Here is a 26,574-nt window from a genome sequence, read left to right on the forward strand (position 1 = left end):
GTATTTACGACGCAATCGACTCCGTACGGCACGAGACAGTCGAGCGCCGCCATTCGCGGCTGAGTGAATGCGCTGGGGCCGACAGGAGACACCGAGGCATGCGCCACACACACGCGAGACCGGTCGAGAACATCGCAGGAAGCGACGGCGCCAGCGGTCGCAACGGGAGGGCGGCGCGATGAACGAACTCGTGTCGGGCGGGGAGGCGAGCGACGAGATCCGCGTCCTGCACGTGGACGACGACGCCGCCCTCGGTGAGCTCGTCGCGACGTCGCTCGAGCGCGTGAACGACCGCCTCAGCGTCGAGACCGTCCAGAGCGCGGACGCGGGACTGGACGCGCTCGCGGACGCGGCCTTCGACTGCGTCGTCTCCGACTACGACATGCCGGGACGGGACGGCATCGAGTTCCTCCGCGTGCTGCGCGCCACGCACCCGCGAGTGCCGTTCATCCTCTACACGGGGAAGGGCTCCGAGGAGGTCGCGAGCGACGCCATCACGGCGGGTGCGAGCGACTACCTCCAGAAGGAGGGCAGCATCGACCACTACGGCGTGCTGGCGAACCGCATCGTGACGCTCGTCGAGCACGAGCGCGCGGAGACGACGATGAACGACGTCCAGCGGCTCTTCTCCGAGCTCGCCGACCGGACGACGGACGTCCTCTGGTTGGTCAGCGCCGAGTGGGAGGAGGTCGTGTTCATCAACGACGCCTACGAGGACGTCTTCGGCCAGCCGCGCGAGCGCCTCGAAGCGAACCCGCGGGCGTTCCTCGAGCCCGTGGCGCCGGCCGACCGCGAGCGCCTCGAAGCCGCGATTGACGCCCTCGGGGAGGGCGTGTCGATGGACATCGAGGTCGGCGTCGCCGCGCCCGACGGGACGACGCGCGACGTCTGGATCAAGGCCGAGCCGATCACGGACGAGTCGGGCGCGGTCACGCACCTCGGCGGGTTCACGCGCGACGTCACCGAGCGCACGGAGCGCGAGCGCGAACTCGCGAGCGCCGAGCGCCAGTACCGGGCGATGTTCGAGGACCCGAACATCCTCGTCGGCGTCCTCGAGCCGGACGGCGTCGTCCGGGACATCAATCAGACCGCGATGGAGTACATCGAGGGCGACCTCGACGACGTGCTCGGTGAGCCGTTCGCGGAGACGCCGTGGTGGGGTGACGACGACGCGCTCCGGGCGGACGTCGACGAGTGGGTGGCGCGCGCGGCGGCCGGCGAGTACGTCGAGTTCGAAGCCGACATCACCGGCACCGACCGGATGCGGACAGTCAGCGGCACCTTCCGGCCGGTGCGCGACGACGACGGCACCGTGACGGCCATCATCGTCTCCGACCGCGACATCACGGAGCGAACGGACCGCGAGCGCGAGCTCGAACGCTACGAGGCCTACCTCGAGCGCTCGACGGACATCGTCACCGTCCTCGAAGCCGACGGCACCGTGAAGTACCAGAGCCCGTCGGTGACGCGCACGCTCGGCTACGAGAGCGGCGAGCTCGTCGGGTCGAACGGCTTCGGAATCGTGCATCCCGACGACATCGACGAGCTCCGTGCGGCCTTCCTCGACCTCGTCGAGGAGCCGGGCGGGACGGTGATCGAAGAGGCGCGGTTCCGGGCCGCCGACGGGGAGTGGCGATGGCTCGAAGTGCGCGGACGCAACCACCTCGACCACCCCGTCATTCGGGGCGTCGTCACGAACAACCGCGACATCACGGAACGCAAGCGCAACGAGCGCGAGCTCGTGCGGGTGCGCGACCTCCTCGAGAAGACGGAGCGAATCGCGGACGTCGGCGGTTGGGAGATAGACGCGGAGACGATGGACGTCTTCTGGTCGGAGAACCTCTTCGACATCCTCGGAATCGAGGGCGACGAGGAGCCGCCGCTCGAGGGCGCACTCGACGTCTACCACGAGGAGGACCGCCCCATCGTCGCGAACGCCGTCGAGGCCGCCCTCGAAGACGGGGAGTCGTTCGACATCGAAGTGCGCTTCCTGACGCCGAGCGAGGACGTGCGCTGGCTGCGCGTGCAGGGCGTGCCCGTGCTCGAGGACGGCGCCGTCGTCACCCTCCGCGGCGCGGTGCAGGACGTCACGGAGCAGAAGCGCGACGAGCGCGAGCTGACGCGGCAGAACGAGCGCCTCGAGGAGTTCGCGTCGGTGGTGAGTCACGACCTCCGCAACCCGCTGAACGTCGCGAGCGGCTACCTCGACCTCGCGCGCGAAACGAGCGATAGCGACGCGCTCGCGGAGGTCGAACGGGCGCACGAGCGCATGAACGACCTCATCGACGACCTCCTGACGCTCGCACGAACCGGCGACCACGTCCGCGAGGAAACCGCACTCGACCTCGCGGGCGTCGCGGAGGACGCGTGGCGACACGTCCCGACCGGGTCCGCGACGCTCGAAATCGCGAGCACGACGACGGTGTACGCCGACCGGAGCCTCCTCCAGCAGCTCCTCGAGAACCTCTTCCGGAACGCGGTCGAGCACGGCTCGGCCGGCCCGCCGTCGCCCACGCCGGAACACGCCGTCGAGCAGGCCTCGACTGACTCCCGGCGCGAGGGCGGGACCGGGGGCGAGCATGGCGGCGACGAGGGGACCGTGACGGTCACCGTGGCGGCGCGCCCGGACGGGTTCGTCGTCGCCGACGACGGCCCCGGCATCCCTGCGGAGGCCCGCGAGAGGGTCTTCGACGCCGGCTACTCGACGAGCGAGGCCGGCACCGGCTTCGGGCTCGCGATCACCGAGCGCTGCGCGGACGCGCACGGCTGGACGGTCCGCGTCACCGAGAGCGAGCGCGGCGGCGCGCGCTTCGAGTTCACGGACGTGCGGACGAGCTGAGACGGCAGGTGGTGCCGTCGCTGACGGCGATGGATGGAGAAGAGGAGACCCAGAGGGGTGTCGTCTCGCTCGCGGGCGAGTGGGCGTCTAGTTCTCGCTGGCGATGGCGCTCATGAAGAACGCCCCGAAGACCGTCTGCACGCCGAGGACGATGGCGGTGAACGCGACGATGTCGGCGCTGACGAGCGGGAGGGTGCTGAAGCCGCTCGTCCCCCACTCGTAGACGAGCCAGAGCGCGTAGGCGCCGCCGGCGACGCCGATGGCGGTGCCGACGGTGGCGGCACGTTCGAGGGAGGCGTGCTCGACGATGGCGGCGGTGACGGCGTCGTTCGGGCGGCGGATGGGGTCGGCGGCGATGGTGGCGAAGACGCCCATGCTCGCGGTCTGATACCCGACCAGGGTGAGGAGCGACCCGGCAATCATCGAGTGGGGGCCGAAGGAGACGCCGGCGATGTCGAGGCCGGTGGCGGCGAGCGCCATGACGGCGACGCCGAGGACGCCGAGGAGCGTGCCGGGGATGCTGAAGAGGTAGCCGGGGGCGTTGAGGAGCATGAAGCGGACGTGGCGCCACCCGTCCCGGAAGCTCTCGAGTTTCGCCTCGCCCTTGCGTTCGTGGTAGGTGATGGGGATTTCCTCGATGGTGAGGTCGCGCGCGCCGGCGTCCATGATCATCTCGGAGGCGAACTCCATCCCGTCGGTGGAGAGGTCGAGGGTGTCGAGGACGTCGCGGTGGAAGACCCGAAAGCCGGAGTGAGCGTCGCTGACGCCGGCGCCGTAGAAGACGTTGAGGAACTTCGTGAGGAGGGGGTTGCCGACGTACTGGTGGAGGGAGGGCATCGCGCCGTCGCGGATCTCGCCCTCGAGGCGACTCCCCATGACCATGTCGGCCTCGCCGGCGACGACCGGCTGGAGGAGCGCGGGGAACTGCTCGAAGTCGTACGTGCAGTCGGCGTCGCCGATGACGAGGTAGTCGCCGCGGGCGTGATCGAAGGCGTAGCGGTAGGCGTAGCCGTAGCCCTCGTCGTCCGGGTTGACGACGCGCGCACCCATCTCGCGGGCGATGTCGGGCGTGCGGTCCGTGGAGTCGTCGCTGAGGATGATCTCGGCGGTGATGCCCGAGTCGGCGAGCGCGCGCTTGACCATCTCGATGCAGTCGGCGATGCCCTCCTCTTCGTTCATCGTCGGCATGATCACGCTCACCGTCGGGTCCTGCTCGCTGTCCGCCCCGAGGAGGAGTGCGTCGCCGGCGTCCACCTCGCCCGTGTCGACGTCGGACGGGGTCGATTCGGTGTACTCGGCCGACATGTCAGTCACGACTACCGGTCACGTCGTCCACGCCATCGATGATAGTGCGGCCACAGCCGACGCAGACGTAGGACTGGTCGACGGTCTCGGTCGCGGGCGCATTACACGAGATACATTTCAACCGAGCACTCCGGGCCCCTCTCGGATAGCGTGACATTAGTGGCCACAAAACACTTCAGTACCAAAAATGTTGCTTCACTATTCTTTTACAGAGACACGGCCCCGCGAGCCGGCCGGCGCGACCCGCTCTCGGAAGCCGAGACGGGCGCGACGACCGGTGAAAATTCCCACCCGGACCACCGGGAAGAATGTAGAAGACTCATATGTGACACTCACCGACGCACCACTACGAGATGGAGATCTTCGCCTCCCGAAGTGACCGACGTCGCGGCCTGCTCGCGCTCTGTCTCGTCGCCGCCGCGTTCGTCACTCTCTACGTCGTCGTACGCAACTACGGCGCGTTCCTCTCCGACCCGCAGGCGCTCCGCGCGTGGATTCGGCAGTTCGGCGCGTTCGCCCCCCTCGTCTTCGTCCTCGTGCAAGCCCTCCAGGTCGTCGTCGCACCCATCCCCGGGCAGGTCCTCGCGCTCACCTCCGGCTACCTCTTCGGCCCCCTCGCCGGCACCGTCTACAGCCTCACGGGCGTCCTCATCGGGAGCACCGTCGCGTTCACGCTCTCGAAGCGCTTCGGGCGCGGATTCGTCGAAGGCATCCTCCACGAGGACGTCCTCACGCGCTTCGACGGCTTCGTCGAGCGCGTCGGCCTCCCCGGCCTCCTCGCGTTCGTCATCATCCCCGGCCTCCCGGACGACGCCATCTGCTTCCTGAGCGGCCTCACGAGGTGGCCGCTCCGGGCGTTCATCGCCGTCATCGCCGTCGGCCGCTTCCCCGCGTACGTCATCACGGTCTACGCCGGCGACGAACTGGCGAACGGCCAACTGCTCTCCGCCGCCGTCCTCATCGGCGCCATCGTCGCGTTCTCCGTCGTCGGCTACTACAAGCAGGACGCCGTCCGCGACGTCGTCGAGCGCGCGGAGCGCCGACTCTCCGGCCGCAGCTAGCGCGCAAAACGGACGAGAGACGGCCGCCGCGAGGGAGAGTCAGAAGGTGAGGCGTTCGAGGACGCGGCGCGTGAGCGGCGGCTGGCGCGATTCGTGTGGGTAGACGGTGACCGTCGTGCAGCCCGGGCTCGGGAGGCGGTGGTCGTCGTCGGAGAGGAGCCCGCGGAAGCGGTCGCTGGCGCCCCGGCGGACCACCACGTCGGGCGTCGAGGAGCGGTCGCCGTTGGCTCCGGCCGTGTCGACCGGGACCGAGAGGAGGTCGGAGAGGTCGGACTGATACGCGTCGACGGCGCGCTCGTGCCCCTCGGTGGTGGCGCTGCTCGCGGAGTGCCAGAGGGAGAGCGGCGCCTGGTTCGCGGCGGCGATGGCTTCCGCGACGTTCACCGCCGGCGACGAGTACGGTGCGCCGTCCCCGGAGAGCGCGACGGACTCGGGCCGGTCGTAGCCGAGGTTGTCCACGAGGAGGACGTCACAGTGGGCGTGGCGGACGACCCAGTCTATCGGGTCGCCGAGGAGGCGCGAGCGGAGCCGGAGCGGCTCGTGCTCGGCGACGATGGCGTCCACGTCTCGGTCGGCCGCGAAGTTGACGATGGCGTGCTTCGTGTCGTGGCTCACGACCTCGTCGGCCTCGATTGCGACGTCGAAGTCGTCGGATAGCGCCTCGATTCGCGCCTCGAAGGAGCGATCAGAGGCGGTCTGGACGGCCGCGTCGGCGGTGAGCGGGGCCTGATCCGGGACTTCCTCGAACCGGACGACGACGACGCGACCGGCGTCCGCACCCACCGTGTCGGCGGCGATGGAGACGAGCGCGCGCTCGCGGCGCTCGTCGAGGTCCTTCGTGAGCGCGACCAGCACCTCGCGGGGCACCTCGGCCATCGCGGATTCGGTCTCGGCGAGCGCGTCGTTGCCGACGCGACGGCGAACGGTGTCCGTCATCACGCCCTCGCGGTTCACGCGCGAGCGGACGTAGAAGACGTACCAGCCGACGCTCCCGACCGTGATGAGGGCGGCGCCGGCGAGCGCGGTCGTCCCCATCTGCGTCAGCAGGAGGACGCCCGTGACGGCACCGAACACCTGCATCCACGGGTAGAGCGGCGAGGAGAAGTCGGGGTCGTACGCCGAGTCGCCCTCGCGGAACGCGACGACGGCGAGGTTGACGAGGGCGAACACGATAATCTGGAAGGCGCTGGCGAGTTTCGCGATGTCGAGGATGGGGACGAACGCGATGAGCACCAGCAACACCGCACCGGTGAGCGTGATGGAGGTGACGGGCGTTCCGAAGCGCTCGCTCACCGACGAGAGCGAGGGGGGCGCGAGTCGGTCGCGACTCATCGCGAACGGGTAGCGAGAGGAGGAGAGGATGCCCGCGTTCGCGGTGGAGATGAGCGCGAGGATGGCGGCGACGATGACGGCGACGACGCCGACCTGCCCGAGCGTCGCCTCCGCGGCGACCGCGACCGGCGTCAGCGACCCGGCGACGCTCCCCGGCGTGGTGACGCCGACGAGGACCGCCACGATGGCGACGTACAGCACCGTGGTGAACGCCAGCGAACCGAGGATGCCGAGCGGGATGTTCCGCCCCGGGTCCTCGACTTCCTCGGCGACGCTCGCGACCTTCGTGACGCCGGCGTAGGAGACGAACACGAGGCCGGTCGCGGCGAGGAGGCCGCCGATGCCGGCGTCGAAGAAGTCGACGTAGTTCGCCGACTGGACGCTCGGCGCGCTGCCGGCGGCGAACCAGCCGAGCGCAGCGAGCATGATGACGACGATGCCGACTTGGAGGCGGCCGGTCTGCTTCGCGCCGACGATGTTGATGAGTATCAGGACGGCCGCGAGTCCCAGCGCGACGGGTTTCAGCGGCAGATCGAACAGCAACAGGAGGTAGGGGACGCCGCCGACGAGCGCGAGCGCGCCCTTGAACGAGAGCGAGAACCACGTCCCGATGCCGGCGATGGTGCCGAGGAGCGGGCCCATGCCGCGCTCGATGTAGATGTACGTCCCGCCCGCTTCGGGCATCGCGGTCGCCATCTCGGACTTCGAGAGGGCGGCCGGGACGACGAGCAGTCCCGCGAGGGCGTACGCGACGATGACGGCGGGGCCCGCGATTTCGAGCGCGAGCGCGGGCAGGATGAAGATGCCGCTCCCGATCATCGCGCCGATGCTTATCGCGAGGACGGACGGCAGACCGAGGTCGCGTTCGAGCTCCTTCATACGGCCTCCTCGGTCACCTGCGGTGAGGCGGTCGTCGCGCGGGTCGACTCGGGGCTCGCCGCCGCGACGGCGACGTGATGGCGGTCCGCTCGCGGGCCCTCGGCGGTCGCGGCGGCGGGCGGATTACGGTCGGTCGATGTGATGAGACGCATGGGAGGTAGTGTTCGACGAGTCGCGTCGTACACCGGCGTAGAAGACAGTAGTGTATAAAATACGCGGTTATTTTGACGACCCGTCAAAGTAGATGTTCTGTAGGACGATTTCCGTCATCAAACGTGGGCGTGAGACGCGAGCCGGTGGAGGACGGAACAGGCCTATGGTTCTCCGACGCGCCACTACCAGCAATGAGAAACGGCACGCTCGATTCGGTCGACAAGCAGATACTCTACTATCTCCAGCAGAACGCGCGGGAGACGTCGTCGACCGATATCGCCGAGGAGATCGGACTCTCGTCGAGTACGGTTCGAACCCGCCTCAACAAGCTAGAGGAGAGCGGCGTCATCCGCGGCTATCACATCGACATCGACTACGACCTCGCCGGCTACCCCCTCTACACCAAGATCATCTGCACGGCACCCGTCCCCGAGCGCGACGAGCTCGCGAACGCCGCGCGAGACATCCGGGGCGTGACGGCCGTGCGCGAGATCATGACCGGGGAGCGGAACGTCTACGTGAACGCCATCGGCGAGAGCCACGACGACCTCAACCGAATCAGCACCGAGCTCGACGCGCTCGGCCTCCGAATCGTCGACGAGCAACTGATACGCGACGAACACGTCTGCCCGTACCACGGGTTCCTCGACGGGACGGACGACGAGGGCGGAGACGAGACGGACGACGAGGAGACGTAATCCCCTCGCACGCGTCGGCGGCGGCCGGTCGACCGCGAGCGACGAACGGCGACGCCACGGCGATGAAGGTAATTACGCCGAGTGCGAACGAGGAGACGAACCGTGGCTTCAGGAACCGCCGCGAACGTCGTCCTCATCACGGTCGACTCGCTCCGCGCGGACGCGATCGGCCCGTACGACGATTCGCGCCACACGCCCGTATTGGACGGCCTCGCCGAGCGAAGCGCCGTCTTCGAGCGCGCGTTCGCCACCGGGAACTGGACGCCGTTCTCCTTCCCGTCCATCCTCGCGTCGCGCCCCGTCTTCGCGGACACCGGCGACATCGGCGTCACCGGCTCGCCGACGCTCGCGTCCCGGCTCTCGGACGCCGGCGTCGCGACCGGCGGCTATAACGCCGCGAACGGCTTCCTCACCTCCCACTGGGGCTACGACCGGGGCTTCGACTCGTTCGACGCCTTCGTCACGAGCGTCGGCTCCGGGCTCTACAGTCGCTATCTCGCCACGCACCCCACGGTGGAGGCGTGGATTCAGCTCGCGACCACGCCCGCGCGCCGCCTCTCGTCGTGGCTCAGGGGGACGAGCGACGACCGCCCCTTCCTCGACACCTCGCGGCTCTTCGATGTCGAGCGCGCCGCCCGGTCCTTCCTCGCGGACGCCGACGGTCCGTTCTTCCTCTGGGTGCACTACATGGACACGCACACGCCCTACGTCCCCGCACCCCGCTACATCCGCGAGGTCTCCGACGACCTCCTCGGCACGCACCGAATGCTCCACGCGCACACCCGCACGGGCCTCGGACTCGGCGTCGACGAGCGCACGCTCGCCGAGCTCCGCCTGCTCTATCAGGCGGCCGCCCGGCAGGTCGACGCGAGCATCGGCCGCCTCCTCGACACGCTCGGTGATGCCGGCCACCGCGAGGACACCGCCGTCGTCGTCGCCGGCGACCACGGCGAGGAGTTCCAAGAGCACGGCCACCTCGCCCACTACCCGAAGCTCTACGACGAGCTCGTCCGTGTCCCCCTCATCGTCGACGTGCCGGGCGCGGACGCGCGCCGCGTCGAGGGACAGGTCGGCCTCGACGCCATCCCGCCGACGGTCACGGATCTCCTCGACGTCGACCCCGCGCCCGAGTGGACGGGCGACTCGCTCGCGCCGACGGTCGTCGACGGGGACGCCCCGGCGGACGACCCGGTCGTCTCGGTCGCCGTTCGCGGCGAGGACGTCACCACCCAACCCATCCCACGCTCGCTCGCGGACGGCGACCTCCTCGTGAGCGTTCGGGACCGCGACTGGACGTACATCCGGAACGTCGACACGGCCGCCGAGGAACTCTACTACCGACCCGAGGACCCCGACCAGCGCGACGACCGCACGGCCGACCCGTCGCCCGAGGCGCGCGCGGTCATCGAGCGTTATCGCCCGATAGCCGACGCGCACGCGGCCCGCATCCGCGAGCGCGAGGGAGATACCGGCGACGACGCGGTCGATTCGGACCTGGAGACGCGCCTGGAAGCGCTCGGGTACCGCTAGTGGTGCGTCGGTACCTCCGCCAGCTCTACGTGGGGCCGCGAGCGACCCAGCTTCGGCGGTTCTTCACGGTCGGCCTCCTCACCGCAGGCATCCAGATGGTGCTCCTCTGGACGTTCGTCGACGTCGTCGGACTCGGCTACCTCGTCGGCGCGGCGGTCGCCATCGAGATCACCATCGTCCTCTCCTACGTCCTCAACAACGCGTGGACGTTCCGGGCGGTCCAGCACACGAGCCTCCGACCGTACCTCCGGGGGCTGGTGCGGACGAACGTCGTCCGGGGCAGCGCCATCCCCATCCAGCTCGGGGTCCTCGCGGCGCTCGTCGAGCTCCAGAGCGTCCCCTATCTGGCCGCGAACGTCGGCGCTATCGCCGTCAGCGGCCTCTACCGGTACGTCCTCGACACGCGCTGGACGTGGAAGGGCGGCGCGTAGCGGGGTCAGTGTGTCCCTCAGCGCCACGCCTCGCGGAGCGCGATGAGGACGCCGCCGAGCATCGCGAGGTTCCCGAAGAACGCGAGGCGGTCGCCGCTCCGGTCGTCCGGGTCGTCGTTCCAGAAGTCGTGCATCGTCAGCGTCACGCCGGTGAGGAACGTCGCGGCGGCCCCCGTCGCGAGACGCGGGAGCCGCCAGAGCGCGATGCCGAGGCCCGCACACACCATCATCCCGGAGGCGAGCGGCGCGAGCACTGACGGCATCGGGACGCCCTCGGACTCCGCGTACTCGACGGCGCCCTCGAGGTCACGGAAGTCCTCCGACGCCTGCAGGGCGAGTCCGAGGCCGAGCGCGGCCCGCCCGAGTCGCGACAGCGAGGCGCCACCGTCGTCCTGTTGCTCCGTCATACACGGCTGTTCCGGCGTCAGCATCAAAAACCTAGTCGCGCCCTCGGCGGCGACACCGGACACCCGAGCACGGACGGTCGGTGGCTACGGAGCGCTCGGTAGACCACCGTACGGTGTCAGAGGGAAATTATAAAGGCAGTTTACAGTGTGTCAGAGAGAGTCGGGTGAGTGATGGTGACACAGACCGAGTTCTGTCCGCGCTGTGAGCACGAACGTCGCGTCGTTCGGGACGAACCGTGGCTCCCCTCCGTCTGTCGCGAGTGCGGCGCGAGCATCTAGCGCCCGCCGACGCACCGGCGCGGCGTCGCGCGGTCCGGGGACAGCTATTTCTATTCTCGCGGCGACGACTCGGGTACTCATGGACGTAGACGAATTCGTCGAGGCGAACGAACCGGGAGAGAGCGGCGAGCGCTTCGAGCTCGAGAACGGCAAGCTCCTCGACGTCGACGTCGACGGCGCGGTCATCGCGAAAGCCGGGTCGATGGTCGCCTTCGACGGCGACCTCACTTTCAGCGGGAAGTCCTCCGCCGAGGGCGGCGTGGTGGGGTTCCTCAAGGAGAAGGCCTCGAGCGAGGGGACCCCCGTGATGGAGGTCAGCGGCCAGGGCCACCTCTACCTCGCCGACCAGGGCAAGGAAGTGCAGTTGCTCGAGCTCGACGACGGCGAAGCCATCTCCGTGAACGGCCCGGACGTCCTCGCGTTCGAGGACTCCGTCTCCTACGAGATTTCGGTCATCGGGAGCCTCGGCGGCGCGTCCGCGGCCGGGCTGACGAACGTCTTCCTCACCGGTCCCGGGACGGTGGCGGTCACGACGCACGGCGACCCGCTCGTCCTCACGCCACCCGTCCGCACCGACCCCGAAGCGACCGTCGCGTGGAGTCGCAACCTCTCGCCGAGCGTCGAGTCGAACCGGAGTCTGAGCGACTTCATCGGCTCCGACTCCGACGAGCGCTACCAGCTCGTCTTCGAGGGCGAGGAGGGGTTCGTCGTCGTCCAGCCCTACGAGGAGGGACCGGTCGAGCCGACCTGAAACCGGACCGACGTCCGAGTCGACCGGTCCGACCAGCGCGTTTCAGCGCGCGTCGGTCGCCTCGGCGACGACGGGGAGTTCGACGACGAACGTCGCGCCCGCAGCGTCGTCGTCGACGAGGTGGACGTCGCCGTCGTACGTGTCGACGAGCGCAGCGACGAGGTAGAGGCCCATCCCCGTCCCCGAGCTCTCGATTCCCTTCACCTCCTCCGCGAAGAGCGAGTTGCGGACGCCGGCGGGGACGCCGGGGCCGTTGTCCGTGACGGTGACGCGGACGACGCCGTCGCGTACCTCGACGTCGACCGCCACCACCGGATACTCCATATCGTTGTGCTGGACGGCGTTGTTGAGGAGGTTGCGGAAGACGGAGCCGAGGAGGTCGTTCGCCGCGACCGTCACGTCCGGCGGGTCGTCCACGAACTCGATGCGCGCGGACGCGAACGCCTCGCGGGACTTCTCGACCTCAGCCGTGAGGACGCGCGTGAGCGACATCGGCCGGAGGTCGACCGCCTCGCCGCCGGTGAGCGTCTTCGCGATGTCCGCCGCGACGAGCGTGAGTTCGACGACGTGGTCGGCGGCGGCCTCGACGCGGTCGAGCGTCGGCAACTGGTCGTCGGTCGCGTCGTCGCGGAGCATCGAGAGCCAGCCGAGCACGACGTTCATGTCGTTGCGGATGTCGTGGCGGAGGACGCGATTGAGGATCTCGAGTTCGCGCTCGCGGTCGGCGAGCGCGCGTGACTGCGCGCGTAGCCGGAGGAGGGACTCGACGCGGTCGCCGAGGTCGTACTGGCGGATCGGGACGCGGACGACGCCGTCGACGAGTCGCCAGAGGTCGGCGTGCTCGCGTCGGAACGCCTCGACGGCGTCGCGCTTGGCGTCCGGGACGAGCAACAGGTAGGGGAGGAGCGCGCGCGAGGACGCCTTGCGCTGGGCGAGCACGGCCCGGTTCTCGACGAGCGCGCGGATGTCGAGGATGCAGAGGTCGAAGGCGGCGTCGGCTGGCGTGTCCTCCGTGAGGGTGTAGCGCTCGCGCTCGGCGAGCCACTCCGCGAGCACGCGCCGGTTCGCCGCGTCGGCGACCAGCGGCAGGACCGTCCCGCGTGCCGGCAGGTCGGCGATGTCAGCGGCCGGCATCAGTTCGAGTCGCCACGGTCATCGAAGCGCGGCGTCCCAGTGAGGATGCCCGTGAGCCCGGTGAGCGGCTCGCCGACGGTGACGCCGTACTCGGTGAACTCGATGCGCCGCAGCGTGTCCTCGAAGTCGCTCGTGCGCATCTTCAGCACGCCGACGACCTTGTTCATCGAGCCACCGTACTCCAGATAGCGCAGGAAGACGATGTTGTCCGCGAGGTTGCTCGTCGACTCCTCGGTGACGCGGAACTCCCCCGTGATGTCGTGGACCTCGTTCGTGACGAGCGTCGTGACGCCGCGCTCGCGGAGGTAGCGGCCGATGGAGACGAGATAGTCGACCGGCCCGCGGTGGTCGTCGAACCCACGGAGGTTCTGCTGGAAGCCCTGGAAGCCATCGAGGAGGACGACGCCGGTGTCCTCCTCTTCGACGGCCGTGCGCAGCATCGACGTGACTTGGTCGGCGGTGTACTCGCCGGGGCGGACCTCGATGATCTCGACGTTCCCCCGGTCGATCATCTCCCCGAGGCCGATGTTCAGCGCCTTCGAGCGGCGCAGCATCGTGCGCTCGGACTCCTCGAAGGAGAAGATGACGGCGCGCGTCCCGCGACCCGCCGCCTCCTTCACGAACTGCATGCTCGTCGTCGTCTTCCCCGCGCCGGTCGGCCCGCTGAAGAACGTCACCGTCCCGCGCTCGAGGCCGCCACAGAGGAGCTTGTCGAGTTCGGGGACGCCCGAGGAGACGCGTTCGTCGGGGAAGTCCGACTCCGGGACGTCCGGGCGGAGGCGCGGCCAGACGTCGACGCCGGCCGCCGTGATCTCGTAGGTGTGCGGGCCGCGCGTCGGTGACGGACCGCGGAACTTCGGGACGTCGACCGTGAGCGTGTCGCGGCGCCGGTCGAGGTCGATGATGACGTCCGTCATGAAGCGGAGGTCGGTGTCGGGTTCGTCCGGCGCGGACTGGGAGGCCATCAGCACCGTGGCGCCGGCGTCCCGGAGGAAGTCGAGGAGGCCGAGGATCTGCGAGCGGAACTGCCGCTCGTCCGTCGTCAGATAGCGGAACTCGGTGATGGGGTCGATGACGACGCGGTCCGGTTCGTGCTCGTCGACGGCGTCGCGGATCTCCGAGACGAGCGACGGCCCGTCGACCTCGGCGGCGGCGAACACGGAGTACGTCTCGTCGGCCGCGAACGCCTCGGCGGTCGGCGCGAGTTCGAGGAAGCGCAGCGACGGCGAGTCGAGGCCGAACTGCTCGGCGGTGCGCTCGACGTACGACGTCGGTTCGCCGAGGTTGATGTAGAGGCTCGTCTCGTCGTCGCCGCAGGCGGCGAGGAAGTGGAGCCCGAACACCGTCTTCCCGACGCCGGGCGGCCCCCGGACGAGCGCGTTCTGCCCCGTCAGTAATCCGCCGCCGAGAACCGCATCCAAGCCGTCGATTCCGGTCGGCTCGCGCGCGGACTCCACACTCATGCCCCGGATTAGTTAGGCAATCAGCAAAACTGTGCTGGTAGTCGATTCGGCCGCTACGCGACGTCGAGTTGGAACTGCTGGTTTTCGACGGCGGCGTCGAGGACGACGCTGGTGGCGGACTCGTTGATGTCGGCGTCGCCGAGCAACTCCTTGATGAGGGTGTTCATGTCGTCGGTGTCGGTGAACTTGCCGACCGCGATGACGTCGTAGTCGCCGGTCACCTCGTAGACCGACACCATCTGCTTGTGCGTCCGCAGTCGGTCGGTGAGGTCCGGGAGCGCGCCCCCCTCGACCTTCAACTGCAGGATCGCCGTCACGTCGTACCCCAGCTTGTCGTAGTCCACGATTGGGGCGTAGTCGCGGATGACACCCTCCTCTTCGAGGTCGGAGAGGTGATTCGACACTGTCGTCACCGACACGTCGAGTTCCTCCGCCAGACTCCGCAGGCTCGCCCGCCCGTCCCCCAGCAACGCGTTGATGAGCTCGGCATCGAGGTTCTCGTAGGTCACACCCGTAGTGGTCGGAGACACCATTAGAGTATGGGGGAAATAGCGGATATTTGCCACCCGAATCGAGATATCCCTGCCGACTTTTGCACGACTAGGTAGTGTGATGGGCGAGGGCGACAGATTAGTTATAAAATACGTGTGGCCGTACCTACACGTGCTTCTATTCCGACACGGGGATGAAGCCCCGTCCCGACCGGCCGCGCGAGGGAAAACGGGGGCGCGCCGAAGGGCACGCCGCCTACTCGAACTTCGCCTCGTAGTCGTCGACGAAATCCCGGACGTCGTCGTAGCGTGGCGGGTCGCCGGTGCGGACGAAGACGCCGGCGAGGGCGTTCCCGACGACGGCGGCCGCCGCGTCGTCGAGGCCGCAGAGCAGGCCGAGCGCGAAACCGGCGTTGAAGTGGTCGCCCGAGGAGGTGGTGAGAGCGGGGTCGTCCGTGACGGGGTTCCGGACGGCGTGCGTCCCGTCACCGACGACGACGGACTCGTGGAGACCGTGGCCGACGTAGCGCGTCACGTCGAGGTTCGCGGCGACGAGTTCGGCGTCCGCGCGGAGGCTCTCGGTCGAGCGGCCCGCGTAGTGCTCGGCGAGCACCTTCGTCTCGAAGCGGTTCGCGGAGACGGTGACGTCCACGACCGCATCGAGGCGCTCGACGGCGTCGCGCGCCGCGAACACCACGTCCTCGTCGAGGCGGCGAACGTCGGCGGGGTCGAAGAGCACGCGCTCGGGCGGGTCGTCGAGGCGCGGCCACACCTCCTCCCGGAGGCCGTCGACGACGCTCGGGAGCGACGGGATCCACGAGACGTAGCCGACGCCGAGCAGGGACGCCCCGTCGAGGTACTCGGCGAGCGTCTCGACGCCCACCGTCTCGCGGACGCGCGCCCAGTCGAGCGTCGTGCCGCTCCCGGACTCGGTGAGCATTAGTTTGCCGTCGTCGAACTCGACGGCGTCCGTGGAACCCGGACTCCCGAGCGAGTGCATCGGGACGTCCGCGAACTCCTCGGCGAAGACGTCGCGGACGGGGTCGCCGTAGAGGCCGACCATCACGGGGTCGAAGCCGAGCGTCGCGTACGCACGCGCAAGGTGGCAGGTGTGCCCGCCCGTCCGCAGGTCGTCCTGGAGCCACTCGAAGGAGAGCGAGCTGTTCGACGCCGCCGAATCGCTGATGCGCGCGCCCAGCTCGGCGAGCGAGTCGAGCGTCTCGAACGCCTCGCGGCCGTGGCGGTCCTCGACGACCGTCCGCACGCGGTCGACGAAGCCGTCGAAACCGAACACCACGCGCTCGCCGCCCACGGTCTCGGGGAGGCCGGCGCGTGCGGCCGCGACGGCCTCGCGCGTCTCCGCGCTCAGTTCGACCATGCGTCCCCCTCCGAACGTGCCGTGTCGCCCATACACGTAGGGGTCAGAGCGCCCGTAAAACGGTTGTGACGGCGGAGACGGCGGGCGGGTACGCGTCGCGCGCGAAAAATCGGGCGGGGCGACGCGTCAGTAGCGCGCGTCGGTGATGTCGTCGTCGAGGGCGTCGAAGCGCTCGAGGTAGGCCTCGCGCTCGGCGCGGAGCTTCGAGAGTTCGGCCTCGTGGTCGGGGAGGTTCGCGGCGACGTCGAACTCGCTCACGTCCATCCCGGGGACGTCGCGGGGGACGGTGAGGTCGGTGGCGTCGTCGTGCGTCCACGAAACGCTACCGCGCGAGATCGCGCGCAGCAGCGTGATGGTGTCGTCGACGCCGACGTCGCGCGTGCCGACGCGGCCGGTGTTGAGGACGTAGCAGTCCACGTCGAGGTCGGCGATGAGGTCGCGGAAGCGGTTGCCCTCCTCGCCCTCGGAGCCGACGATGAACGGGTTCGTGCCGACGACGCGGATGGACTCGCCGGCCGCGCTCGGGTCGCCCGCGCTCGTCTGGACGGACTCGCCGAGCATGAACGCGACGGCGGCCTCCTCGGGAGTGAGCTTCGCGACCGGCGGCATCGCGGGGTTGCGCGTGATGAAGAATATCTGGTCGACGCCCGGCAGGTCGATCTCCTCGCCCGCCGAGGACAGCTGGTCGCGCTCGATGACCGCGCGGCCGTTCGTCGTGTACTTGTCGCTGTCGAAGTCGACGGTGCCATCCGCGGCGACGTCGACGTTCTCGAGGACCGCCGTCTCGTCGGTGACGGCGTCGTACATCGCGGGCTCGGTCTCGGGGTCGAGGCCGTACGTCTTCACGAAGAGGCCCTCGCCCTCGCTGCCGGCGACGCTCCCGTCCGGGAGGAGCGCGCAGACGTCGTCCTGAAGCATCGTCGCGTCCTCGGGCTCGTCGAGCCAGAGGTCGTGTGCGGTGAGCGTCGACTTCCCGGTGCCCGAGAGCCCGAGGAAGAGCTGGCCGACGTCCGCGAGGTCGCCGTCCTCGGTCTCGAGGGTGACGCGCTTGCTGCCGGCGTGCAGGCCGAGGCCGCCCGCGCGCTTCGCCTCGAGCATGAAGAGCCGGAGGAAGGACTTCTTCGCCTCGCCAGTGTAGTCGCTGCCCGCGACGACCGTGTAGCCGGCGTCGGGAAGGACACGAATACCCGTCTCCTCCCAGTCGGGGAGCTGGACGGTGTAGAAGTCGGGCTCGGCGCCCTCGGGCGCGGGCTCGAGGAGCTTGCAGAGGCTGAGCGCGATGCGGCCGTACTCCTCGGGAACGTAGTAGCGACAGACGTAGGAGTGCTCGGGGTGGCGTCCGACCCGCCGGTCGACGCAGACGAGGTCGGTCTCGGACGCGGCGTCGGTGACGTCCGCGACGAGCGCCTCGTCGGCGTCGTCGAACGCGTCGTCGACCGTGTTCTTCGTCTGCTCGGACTTCCGCGAGCGGGCCTCGCTGACGTAGGACGGCGAGCCGAACTCCGTCGTCGTCTCGAGGTGCTCGGAGTACGCCCGAAGCTCGTCGGTCGTGGGGTTGTACACCACGTTATCGGCCTGCTCCGGGTCGGGGAGCGAGGCGACAAACTGCTCCGTCGCCGACGTCTGCCGTGGCATCATGTAGACAGATGGCGAAAATAGGGTATAAAAGTGTGCTAACTGGATGTGTAGTAAAGTTTGTCGAACGAATGTGTCGTCAATCGTCGAACCTCGTAGTGACTCACGACGCCCCGTCCGGCGACGCGAGCGCGCGGAAGACGAGGACCCCGTACGCGACGACGAAGACGGCGGGCACGGCGACCAGCGCCGCCCCGAGAACGACGCCGATGAGTCCCGTCCCGTAGACCACCACCGTCAGCACGAAGGACGGAACGAACATCGCGAGGAGGTACGCGACGCCGAACCGCGCGTACGGCCCGCCGGCGACCGCGTCGGAGACCGACCGGGAGAGCGCCGCGCCGACACCGACGTCCTCGACGACGAGGACGAACGGCAGTCCGTAGGTGAGATAGCCGAGGCCGAGGACCGGAAGGAGGACGAGCGGGCCGAGGAGCGCGAACGGGAGCGCCACGAGGACGACGGCGAACCGAACGAGGTTCACGCCGACCATCCGGGGCCCGTAGCGCCGTGCGTTCGCCGCGAGCGCCGCGTCCGCGCCGTCGACGCGGTTCGAGATGCCGCCGACGAACGCCGCCTCGAGGACGGCGGAGACGAGCAGGCCGACGGCGGCGAGCGGGAGCCACGTCGCGAGCGCGAGCCCGCCCGGGCCGGAGAGCGTGATGCCGTTCGCCTGCACGAACGACCAGAGCGTCGGCAGCCCGGACGGGAACGAGAACGTCACGCCGGCGTCCATCGTCGAGGAGAGCACGGTCGCGACCTTCGCGGGCGCGAGCACGGACGCGAGGAAGGGGAGGACTGCGAGGGGGAGCGAGCGTCGCGTCGTCTCGAGCGCGCGCGAGAACCGGTCGTCGGGCGGGTCCGGGGAGTGAGTGGCGCTCGAGGGGTCCGGGCGCGACTCCGGCGTGTGGTCGGCGGGCGATGCTGGGTCGTGGTCGTCGGACGACGCATCGCGGTCGTCGTCCGGCGTGGAGGGCGCGGACACACGCGGACGTGTGCGAGCGCGCCCCCTCAATCTTCGGCCGCGCCTACCAGCGGTGGTGGACGTGCTCCTTCACGTGCGCCTCGTAGGCGTCGCGGACCGCGCCGTGCGTCTCGTGACTGAGCGGGTCGAGCTCTGCGGCCGCGACGTTCTGCGCGACGTGCTCGGACGACGTGCTCCCCGGGATGACGGTCGACACCGCGTCGTGGTCGAGGACCCACCGGAGCGTGAACTGCGCCATCGTCGCCTCCTCGGGGACGAGGCGTCGCATGTCGTCGACGGCGTCGAGGCCGGCGTCGAAGGGGACGCCCGCGAACGTCTCGCCGCCCTTCCGGCCGACGCCCGCCTCGACGCCCTCGGTCGCGGCCGCGTGCCGGTGGTCGTCCTCCGCGAAGTCCTCGACACCATCAAAGGCGTCCGCGAGCAGCCCGGACGCGAGGGGGACGCGCACGATGACGCCGACGTCCGCGCGTTTCGCGCGCTCGAAGAAGCGCTCGGCGGGCCGCTGACGGAGCGGGTTGAAGATGATCTGGACGGACTCGACGACGTCGTACTCGATTGCCTTCAGCGCCTCCTCGACGCGCTCGACGGAGACGCCGGCGTGCGCGATTTCGCCCTCGGCCTTGAGGTCCTCGAGGACCGCGAACGTCTCCGGCTCGTAGAACGCCGCCGTCTCCGGGCAGTGGAGCTGGACGAGGTCGAGGGAGTCGACGCCGAGGCGCTCGCGCGACCCGCGCACCGACTCGCGCAGACCCGCCTCCGTGTGGCGGCCGTCCGCGTCCGGCGCGGCCTTCGTCGCCACGTAGACACGCTCGTCGCCGCTATCCCGTTCGTCGAGGACGTCGCCGATGAGGCGCTCGGCGCGCCCGTCACCGTACACCTCCGCGGTGTCGATGACGTTCGACCCCGCGTCGAGCGCCGTCCGAATCGCCTCGCGCGCCGCATCGTCCGTGACGTCGCCCCAGACGGGGCCGACGTTCCACGTGCCGAGGCCGACTTCCGTGACGTCCATGCCGGTGCTTCCGAGGGGTCGTTCGTCCATGCCCGCAGGTGGCCGACGGCGCGACAAAAGCCTACGTCTCCCGGGCGATGTCGCTGCCACACCCAAATACCGGAGTATCGGTGCTCCCCGCCGCGTCGTGTGTATCGGTGGCGTGTGCTTCCACCTCGCACCTTTTCCGTGAATGGGCCGTTCGGTCACGTAGAGATGAGCGAAATCGCACCCGACGCCGACTGGGACGAGCTCTACATCGACGGCGAGTGGACGCCGAGCGAGAGCGGCGAGACCATCCCCGTCGACGACCCCTCGACGCGCGAGACCGTCACCGAGGTCGCGGCCGCGACCGAGGCCGACGTCGACCGCGCCTACGAGGTCGCCGCCGACGCCCAGGAGGAGTGGGCGGAGGCCCCGCCCGCACAGCGTCAAGCCGTCATCGAGCAGTTCCACGACGCGCTCCACGAGCACGAGGACGAGATCATCGAGGTCCTCGAACACGAGGTCGGCGGCTCGCGCATCATGGGCGAGACCTCCATCCAGATCGCGAGCGACCACGCGAGCGAGGCCGCGACGCTCCCCCGACGCCTGAAGGGCGAGCACGCCGCCTCCAACATCCCCGGGAAGGAGAACGTCCTCCAGCGCGGCCCGAAGGGCGTCGTCACCGTCATCTCGCCGTGGAACTTCCCGCTGAACCTCTCGATGCGCGCCGTCGCGCCCGCCATCGCCGCCGGCAACTCGGTGGTGCTCAAGCCCTCCACGAACTCCCCCGTCTCGGGCGGGCTGCTCTTCGCGAAGCTCTTCGAGGAGACCGACCTCCCCGACGGCGTCATCAACGTCGTCACCGGGAAGGGCTCCGACATCGGCGACCGCGTCGCCTCCCACCCGGAGAGCGACGTCGTCGCGTTCACCGGCTCGACCGAGGTCGGCCAGCACGTCGCCGGCCTCGCCGCGCAGAACCTCGCGGTCCCCGCGATGGAGCTCGGCGGCAACAACGCGCACGTCGTCACCGCCGACGCCGACCTCGACCGCGCCATCGACGGCGCGACCTTCGGCTCCTTCGTCCACCAGGGCCAGGTCTGCATCTCCATCAACCGCCACATCGTCCACGAGGACGTCTACGACGAGTACGTCGAGCGCCTCACCGAGCGCGCCGAGGAGCTCCCCGTCGGGAGCGCGCACGACCCCGACACCGTCGTCGGCCCGATCATCAGCGAGAGCCAGCGCGACGAGATGCTCGACTACGTCGCGGACACCGTCGAGGCCGGCGCGACGCTCGAAACCGGCGGCGAGACGAAGGAGCTCGACGGCGTCGAGGACTCCCTCGTCGTGAAGCCGACCGTCCTCTCGGGCGTCACGAACGACATGCCCGCCGCCGCGAACGAGCACTTCGGCCCCATCGCGCCCGTCATCCCCTTCAGCGACGTCGACGAGGCCGTCGAGCTCGCGAACGACACCGAGTTCGGCCTCTCCGGCGCCGTCCACGCCGGCGACCTCGAAGTCGCGAAGGACATCGCCGACCGCATGGAGACCGGCAACGTCCACATCAACGACCAGCCCATCAACGACGAGGCCCACGTCCCCTTCAGCGGCATCGGCGCTTCCGGCATGGGCCACTACAACAGCGACGCCTTCCTCGACGAGGTGACGGAGACGAAGTGGATCAGCATCCAGCACGACGCGCGCGACTACCCGTTCTGACGCGGGCGCGATAGTCGTCGGGGAGCGGCACCTCGGCGGCGGCCGGTCGCGGCCGACACGCCCCTCGTGGCGTCGGACGGCCACATCATTTTTGCGTAGTTTTACCGAACCTATCACTCATGTCCGAACACCACATCCCGAAGGGCGTCAGCCTCGACACGCTTCAGGAGATCATCGCCGGTTGGGGAGCGGTCGGCGCCGACGACGAGCCACAGTACACGTCGGACGTCGAGGAGGTGACGAGCGTCAGCGACGCCGTCGGGCGACAGACCCGGTTCCTCGAGGAGATCGGCGTGCTCGAACCGCATCGGCAGAAACATCGACTAACTGACGCCGGCGAGGAGCTGGCAGCGGCGCTGCGCGACGGGGACGAGGAGGTCGCGAGCGCGCGGGCGCGAGAGCTCCTCCGGGACTGGGCGCTCACCGAGGACGTCCGGGGCGTCCTCGAGGAGAACCCGATGGACGAGGCGGACCTCGCGCCCATCGTCGCCGACCTCGCCGAGCACGACCTCGAGACGAGTCGCGTGGACACCGGCATCGGGACGCTCCTCGACCTCTACGAGTGGGCGGGTCTCCTCGAGCGCGACGCGGACGGCCGCGTCCACCTGCCCGAGCGCGGGACCGAGCCGGACGCGAGCGACACAGGGTCCGGCGAGGCCGCCGACGAGGAAGCGACCGAGGCGGAAGGAGCCGACGAGGCGGAATCGACGCCGGCGGCGGTCGAGGAGGCGACCGCGACGGCGGCGGAAGCCAAAGAGGCGGCCGAGACGGCGGCGGCCACGGCGGAGACGGACGAGGAGACGGCGACAGCGTCGCCGGAGGCGCTCGAAACGCTCGAGCGAACCGTCGAGGACGTGGCCGAGCGGACGGTGGCGGAAGCGGCGCGCGAAGCGGCCACGGAAGCCGCCGAGCAGACGGCCCACAACGTCGCCGAGGACGTCGCCACGGAGACGGCCGAACGTGTCGTCGAGGGAACGGCCGCCGACGTCGAAGAGGCGGCCGAAACGGCCGAAGACGCCGCGAAAACGGCGAGCGAGGTCGCGGAAGCCGTCGATAGCGATGCCGTCGAGGAGACGGCACAGGCGGCCGCGCGCGAGGTCGCCGAGGAGGTCGCGGCGCGGGAGGCCCGCGACGTCGCCAGCGAGGTCGCGCAGTCGACCGCCCGCGAGACGGCCGAGGCCGCCGCCCGGGAGGTCGCCGAAGAGGCGGCCCAACGTCGCGCCGGCGCCGTCGCACAGGACGTGGCCGAGGAGATTGCCCGGGAGACGGCCGAGGAGACGGCCGAATCGGTCGCCGAGGAAACGGCGCACGACGTCGTGGAGGAGACGGCGGACGAGGTGGAGCGGGCCGCCGAAACGGCCGCGGACGCCGCCGAGGCGGTGGAGGACATCGCCCAGTACGCCGAGCGTGGAATCACCGCGACGGCCGGCGTCACGCCGGAGAGCGGCGAGGAAACCGAGGAGACGACGGCCGCCGAGGACGGTGCCGAGCGCGCCGAGTCGAGCGCCGAGGACACGGCGGCCGACGACGCCGCGGACGCCGAGACGGCGAGCGACGGCGACGAGCGCTCCGAGTCGGGCGAGCTCGCGGAGCGAGCGCTCGCCGAGGCAACGAACGGGACGCCCGACGACGTCGAGCGAGCCGCCGAGGAAATGACGCGAGAGCTCGTGGGGGACGACGGCGAGATAGAGATCACGTTCGACGGCGAACCCGGTCTCACCATCGACATCGGGGAGGACTCGGGCGCCGAGGTTCGCGTCGACCGGGACGTCGACGCCGCCGACGTCGACCTCCCCGAGGGCGTCCGACTCGAAACCGGAGAGGGGTCGTCGCCGGAGGACTCGAACCTCGAAACCGACGGCGGCGTCGAGAGGCCGATGACCGACGGGGGCACGATATCGCTGGGCGAGGACGACGAAACCGTCCACATCGACATCGAGTCCGGACCCAGCATCACCATCGACGTCGGCGAAGCGGGCGAGGAAGAGGACGAATCGGCTACCGGGAAGGGCGAAGAAGGGGCCGAGGAAGCCACTGCGGCCGACGAGGACGCCACAGCGGAACCGGAAGCCGAGGGAGGGTCCGCTGCGGCCGGTGAAGAAGAATCTGAGGACGTCGCGGAGACCGACGAAGGAGAGGCCGAGGAAGCCGCTGCGGGAGCGGACACCGCTTCGGAGGCGGCGGAGACGGCCACCGAGGGCGACGCGGCGGCCGAAGAGGCGGCGGCCGGTGAGAGCGCCGGCGAAGAACCCGGTGGCGGCGAGGAGGGGCCGGCCGTCGAGGAGTTCGCGGACGTCGAGTCGACCGAGGAGCTCGTCGAAGCCGTCGCGGAGGCGGCCGTCGAGGCCAAAGAGGCGGCGCGCGAGGCGCGTGAGGCCGCCGAGCGGGCGCAGGCCGTCGCACAGCAGGCGTCCGGCGAGGACGGTGCCGACGGCGCCGACGGCTCCGGGCCGGCGACACAGCCACACGCCCTCTCGCTCGACCTCGACATCGACGCCGACTCCGAGGATCTGGAGGCCATCGTTCGCGGAGTCCGCGAGGGGCTCACGCCCGAGGAGGACTGACGCGGCGGTCGACGGCCGTCACGCCGATGTCGCGCCGTCGCGAAAAACCCGCTTGCGGGTTTCTCCCCGCGGTTCTCGCCCTCAGTAGCCGGTGCCGAGGTAGGTGTGAATCGCGTTGTCCTCCTCGAGTTCGTCGGCGAGCGCGACCGCGAAGTCCTCCATCGAGATGTAGCTCTCGCCGTCCTCGTCGGCGACGAGTTCGCCTTCGGCGGTCCGGTAGTCACCGGTGCGCTCGCCGGGTTCGATCATCGCGGCCGGGGCGAGGTACGTCCAGCGGAGGTCGTCGCCCTCGGCTTCGAGGACGTCGTAGGCGTCGATGGCCTCGCGCGCGAGCGCCTCCCACTCCTCGGGGAACTCGTCGGTCTCGACGAGGCGAGTGTCGGGGCCGACCTCGAGGCCGCCGGCGCCGCCCGTCCAGACGAGGCGCTCGACGCCCGCTCGCTCCATGCCCTCGACGACCGTGGCCATCATCTCGGGGAGGACGTCGGGCTCCTCCTCGCCGCTCGGCCCGAGCGTCGACGCGACGGCGTCGTGGCCGGTCGCGAGTTTCGTCACGTCGTCGGCGTCGCGCGCGTCACCGGCGACGGCGACGAAGTCCTCGTCCTCGACACCGTCGACGCTTCCGGACCGGGAGACCCCGGTAACGCGGTGGTCGCGCGAGAGCAGTTCGGTCGCGACGCGCTGGCCGATTCGACCGCTCGCACCCAAGAGGAGTACGTCCATACACGACTGTTTCGGGGAGAACCTGATAGCGCTTTGCCAAACGGTCCGCCTCGCTCGTTTTCTCAGCCGGCCGGACACGGACACGTTTAGGATGGCCTAAAACTCGAAGGAGTTATACAGTATTAGGCTAGCCTAAATCCCATGGCGAGAAGCGACCGACACGGCCGACCACGCACCCGCCGCGACGGACCCGTCGCCGGCCCACCGGCCACTACCCACAGCGGTGGTTCCGGATAGCGATGCCCGACCAAACGATTCCCGAACCCATCCACCGGACGTGACTCCCCGTGGACGCACACCACTACCTGCGCGCCGTCTATCGGCTCACCGACGACCCAGAGGAGCGCGTCGGAACCGGCGCACTCGCCGACGCCGTCGAGCGCTCGCCCGCCGCCACCACCGGCGCCGTCCAGCGCCTCGAAGCGCGCGGCCTCCTCGACTACGAGCCCTATCAGGGCGTCCGCCTCACCGCCGACGGCCGCGAGCGCGCCGCCGCCCTCCACGAGGAGTACGAGACCCTCCGGCGCTTCCTCGACGGCGTCCTCCACATCGACGACCCCGACGAGGAAGCCGCCGCCCTCCTCGGCGTCGTCAGCGCGGACGTCCTCCAGCGCCTCGACGAAACCGTCATCCCCCCACCCGACGACTCGCCGGAGCGCCCGCCCGGGCAGCGGGACTAATGTACGGAGCGCCCTATCCCGTCACATGAGCGAGGCCGACCCCGAACCCTTCCAGTACGACGCCGCCGTCGACCCCGGCGAAAAACGGCAGTTCCGCTACGAAGTCGGCGAGACCTACCTCGGTGACGCCGTCGAAATCCCCGTCACCGTCATCAACGGCGAACACGACGGCCCGCGCGTCGTCATGACCGCCGCCATCCACGGCGACGAGCTCAACGGCGTCAAAGTCCTTCAGGAGGTCGCCGACCGCTACACACCACGCGAGATCCACGGCACCCTCGTCCTCCTGCACGTCGTCAACGTCCCGGGCTATCAGGCCCAACAGCGCTACCTCCCCATCTACGACCAAGACCTCAACCGATCCTTCCCCGGAAAAGAACGCTCCAACACCGCCGAGCGCATGGCCCACCACGTCTACCGGCAGTTCATCAGCAAATGCGACCTCGGCCTCGACTTCCACACCTCCACGCGCAACCGCACCACCATGTACCACGCGCGCGCCGACATCGGCAACGCCGACGTCGAGCACCTCGCCGAAGTCTTCGGCACCAACGTCATCCTCTCCGGCGAAGGCGACGACGGGTCGCTACGCGCCGTCGCTACCCGGAACGGCACCCCCACGATAACCATCGAGATGGGCAAAGCCCACCGCTTCCAGCCCGCGCTCATCGAGAAGGCCCTCGACGGCGTCGAGAACGTCCTCGCCGACTACGGCGTCTACCCCGACGGCGACGTGAGCGAGCCATCGTGGCGGAAAGTCATGGGCCCCACCGAAGAGAAACGCTGGATCCGCGCCGACACCGGCGGCCTCGTCGAGATGCAGTGGGGACCCAGCCCGCTCGTCCACGAAGGCGACCCCATCTGCACGATCTCCGACCACTTCAAGGACGAAGAGCACGTCGTCGAAGCGCCGTTCACCGGCCTCATCGTCGGCGTCCTCGAGAACCCCGTCGCGCTCCCCGGCCACCCCATCTGCCACCTCGTCCGCATCACCCCCGAAACCCGCGAAGAGATCGAGCGCGAGATCACGCAGGGCGAATTCGACGGCTACCGCTCCTACGGCCAGCGCTGGATGGCCGACGACGAAGAAGCCGAATAAGCGAGGCGAGCGCGGACGCCTCGCTCGAGACACGACGCTAGTCCCGAAGCCGGCCCATCGACCGA

General features: G+C 69.6%; 22 protein-coding genes. 10 read left to right on the plus strand and 12 right to left on the minus strand.

Translation table 11 applies throughout. The features are described from left to right. Positions 1 to 178 precede the first annotated feature (178 nt). Complete coding sequence (locus EFA46_RS12835) at positions 179 to 2,839, plus strand: PAS domain S-box protein (RefSeq protein ID WP_158604280.1); 2,661 nt, start codon at positions 179 to 181, stop codon at positions 2,837 to 2,839. 87 nt (positions 2,840 to 2,926) lie between these two features. On the opposite strand, the gene EFA46_RS12840 is transcribed toward EFA46_RS12835, so the two are convergent. Further along, a complete protein-coding gene (locus tag EFA46_RS12840) occupies positions 2,927 to 4,144 on the minus strand; it encodes a glycosyltransferase family 2 protein (RefSeq protein ID WP_123078068.1) in 1,218 nt (405 codons plus the stop codon). Positions 4,145 to 4,497: 353 nt separating this feature from the next. Between EFA46_RS12840 and EFA46_RS12845 the strand changes: the two genes are divergently transcribed. Further along, a complete protein-coding gene (locus EFA46_RS12845; protein WP_123078070.1) occupies positions 4,498 to 5,205 on the plus strand; it encodes a TVP38/TMEM64 family protein in 708 nt (235 codons plus the stop codon). A 39-nt stretch (positions 5,206 to 5,244) separates the two neighbouring features. Here EFA46_RS12845 and EFA46_RS12850 read toward each other — a convergent pair whose 3' ends face one another. Together EFA46_RS12850 and EFA46_RS12855 are read right to left on the minus strand one after the other, a co-directional pair. Further along, positions 5,245 to 7,416, minus strand: a complete 2,172-nt coding sequence (locus EFA46_RS12850) for an amino acid permease (protein WP_123078072.1) — start codon at positions 7,414 to 7,416, stop codon at positions 5,245 to 5,247. Then, complete coding sequence (locus EFA46_RS12855; RefSeq protein ID WP_158604281.1) at positions 7,413 to 7,568, minus strand: hypothetical protein; 156 nt, start codon at positions 7,566 to 7,568, stop codon at positions 7,413 to 7,415. The genes EFA46_RS12850 and EFA46_RS12855 overlap by 4 nt, the downstream gene beginning before the upstream one ends. A 192-nt stretch (positions 7,569 to 7,760) precedes the next feature. Between EFA46_RS12855 and EFA46_RS12860 the strand changes: the two genes are divergently transcribed. From EFA46_RS12860 to EFA46_RS12870, 3 genes are all read left to right on the plus strand, one after another. Beyond that, a complete protein-coding gene (locus tag EFA46_RS12860) occupies positions 7,761 to 8,267 on the plus strand; it encodes an Lrp/AsnC family transcriptional regulator (protein WP_123078074.1) in 507 nt (168 codons plus the stop codon). Between the two features lie 102 nt (positions 8,268 to 8,369). Then, positions 8,370 to 9,797 carry a sulfatase gene (locus EFA46_RS12865; RefSeq protein WP_123078076.1) on the plus strand — a complete coding sequence of 476 codons (1,428 nt, stop codon included), beginning with the start codon at positions 8,370 to 8,372 and terminating at the stop codon, positions 9,795 to 9,797. Beyond that, the gene (locus EFA46_RS12870) at positions 9,797 to 10,228 is read left to right on the plus strand and encodes a GtrA family protein (protein WP_123078078.1); all 432 of its coding nucleotides are present in this window, start codon (positions 9,797 to 9,799) and stop codon (positions 10,226 to 10,228) included. The genes EFA46_RS12865 and EFA46_RS12870 overlap by 1 nt, the downstream gene beginning before the upstream one ends. A gap of 17 nt (positions 10,229 to 10,245) precedes the next feature. On the opposite strand, the gene EFA46_RS12875 is transcribed toward EFA46_RS12870, so the two are convergent. Next, positions 10,246 to 10,635, minus strand: coding sequence for a DoxX family protein (locus EFA46_RS12875; protein WP_176969892.1), 390 nt, complete (start codon positions 10,633 to 10,635; stop codon positions 10,246 to 10,248). A gap of 358 nt (positions 10,636 to 10,993) precedes the next feature. On the opposite strand from EFA46_RS12875, the gene EFA46_RS12880 reads away from it, so the two are divergent. After that, entirely contained in the window at positions 10,994 to 11,665 is a 672-nt protein-coding gene (locus tag EFA46_RS12880; RefSeq protein WP_123078080.1) for an AIM24 family protein, read from the plus strand. A gap of 42 nt (positions 11,666 to 11,707) precedes the next feature. Here EFA46_RS12880 and EFA46_RS12885 read toward each other — a convergent pair whose 3' ends face one another. The 7 genes from EFA46_RS12885 to EFA46_RS12915 form a co-directional block, all read right to left on the minus strand. Further along, a complete protein-coding gene (locus tag EFA46_RS12885; protein WP_123078082.1) occupies positions 11,708 to 12,799 on the minus strand; it encodes a sensor histidine kinase KdpD in 1,092 nt (363 codons plus the stop codon). Beyond that, on the minus strand, positions 12,799 to 14,262 hold the full coding sequence (locus EFA46_RS12890) for an ATPase domain-containing protein (protein ID WP_123078084.1): 1,464 nt from the start codon (positions 14,260 to 14,262) through the stop codon (positions 12,799 to 12,801). Before EFA46_RS12890 ends, EFA46_RS12885 begins: the two co-directional genes overlap by 1 nt. Before the next feature lie 53 nt (positions 14,263 to 14,315). Further along, positions 14,316 to 14,771, minus strand: coding sequence for an HTH-type transcriptional regulator Lrp (gene lrp / locus EFA46_RS12895; RefSeq protein WP_123078086.1), 456 nt, complete (start codon positions 14,769 to 14,771; stop codon positions 14,316 to 14,318). Positions 14,772 to 15,009: 238 nt separating this feature from the next. After that, the gene (locus tag EFA46_RS12900) at positions 15,010 to 16,131 is read right to left on the minus strand and encodes a PfkB family carbohydrate kinase (RefSeq protein ID WP_123078088.1); all 1,122 of its coding nucleotides are present in this window, start codon (positions 16,129 to 16,131) and stop codon (positions 15,010 to 15,012) included. Between the two features lie 126 nt (positions 16,132 to 16,257). Continuing rightward, a complete protein-coding gene (locus EFA46_RS12905; protein ID WP_123078451.1) occupies positions 16,258 to 17,766 on the minus strand; it encodes a phosphoenolpyruvate carboxykinase (ATP) in 1,509 nt (502 codons plus the stop codon). A 103-nt stretch (positions 17,767 to 17,869) separates the two neighbouring features. Continuing rightward, complete coding sequence (locus tag EFA46_RS12910; RefSeq protein WP_158604282.1) at positions 17,870 to 18,751, minus strand: hypothetical protein; 882 nt, start codon at positions 18,749 to 18,751, stop codon at positions 17,870 to 17,872. A gap of 43 nt (positions 18,752 to 18,794) precedes the next feature. Further along, complete coding sequence (locus tag EFA46_RS12915) at positions 18,795 to 19,790, minus strand: aldo/keto reductase (RefSeq protein WP_123078094.1); 996 nt, start codon at positions 19,788 to 19,790, stop codon at positions 18,795 to 18,797. A 165-nt stretch (positions 19,791 to 19,955) separates the two neighbouring features. Here EFA46_RS12915 and EFA46_RS12920 point away from each other — a divergent pair, with 165 nt between their 5' ends. Together EFA46_RS12920 and EFA46_RS12925 are read left to right on the plus strand one after the other, a co-directional pair. Then, positions 19,956 to 21,443, plus strand: a complete 1,488-nt coding sequence (locus tag EFA46_RS12920; protein ID WP_123078096.1) for an aldehyde dehydrogenase family protein — start codon at positions 19,956 to 19,958, stop codon at positions 21,441 to 21,443. 119 nt (positions 21,444 to 21,562) lie between these two features. Beyond that, positions 21,563 to 24,007: a hypothetical protein gene (locus EFA46_RS12925; protein ID WP_158604283.1), complete on the plus strand. Its 2,445-nt coding sequence runs from the start codon at positions 21,563 to 21,565 to the stop codon at positions 24,005 to 24,007. A gap of 81 nt (positions 24,008 to 24,088) precedes the next feature. Here EFA46_RS12925 and EFA46_RS12930 read toward each other — a convergent pair whose 3' ends face one another. After that, positions 24,089 to 24,730, minus strand: coding sequence for an NAD(P)-dependent oxidoreductase (locus EFA46_RS12930; protein WP_123078098.1), 642 nt, complete (start codon positions 24,728 to 24,730; stop codon positions 24,089 to 24,091). A gap of 287 nt (positions 24,731 to 25,017) precedes the next feature. On the opposite strand from EFA46_RS12930, the gene EFA46_RS12935 reads away from it, so the two are divergent. Both EFA46_RS12935 and EFA46_RS12940 read left to right on the plus strand, forming a co-directional pair. Continuing rightward, positions 25,018 to 25,410, plus strand: coding sequence for a metal-dependent transcriptional regulator (locus EFA46_RS12935; RefSeq protein WP_123078100.1), 393 nt, complete (start codon positions 25,018 to 25,020; stop codon positions 25,408 to 25,410). Between the two features lie 25 nt (positions 25,411 to 25,435). Then, positions 25,436 to 26,509 carry a succinylglutamate desuccinylase/aspartoacylase family protein gene (locus EFA46_RS12940; protein WP_123078102.1) on the plus strand — a complete coding sequence of 358 codons (1,074 nt, stop codon included), beginning with the start codon at positions 25,436 to 25,438 and terminating at the stop codon, positions 26,507 to 26,509. Positions 26,510 to 26,574 lie beyond the last annotated feature (65 nt).

Origin of the sequence: Halarchaeum sp. CBA1220 (assembly GCF_003721175.2) — an archaeon.
GTDB lineage: Archaea > Halobacteriota > Halobacteria > Halobacteriales > Halobacteriaceae > Halarchaeum > Halarchaeum grantii.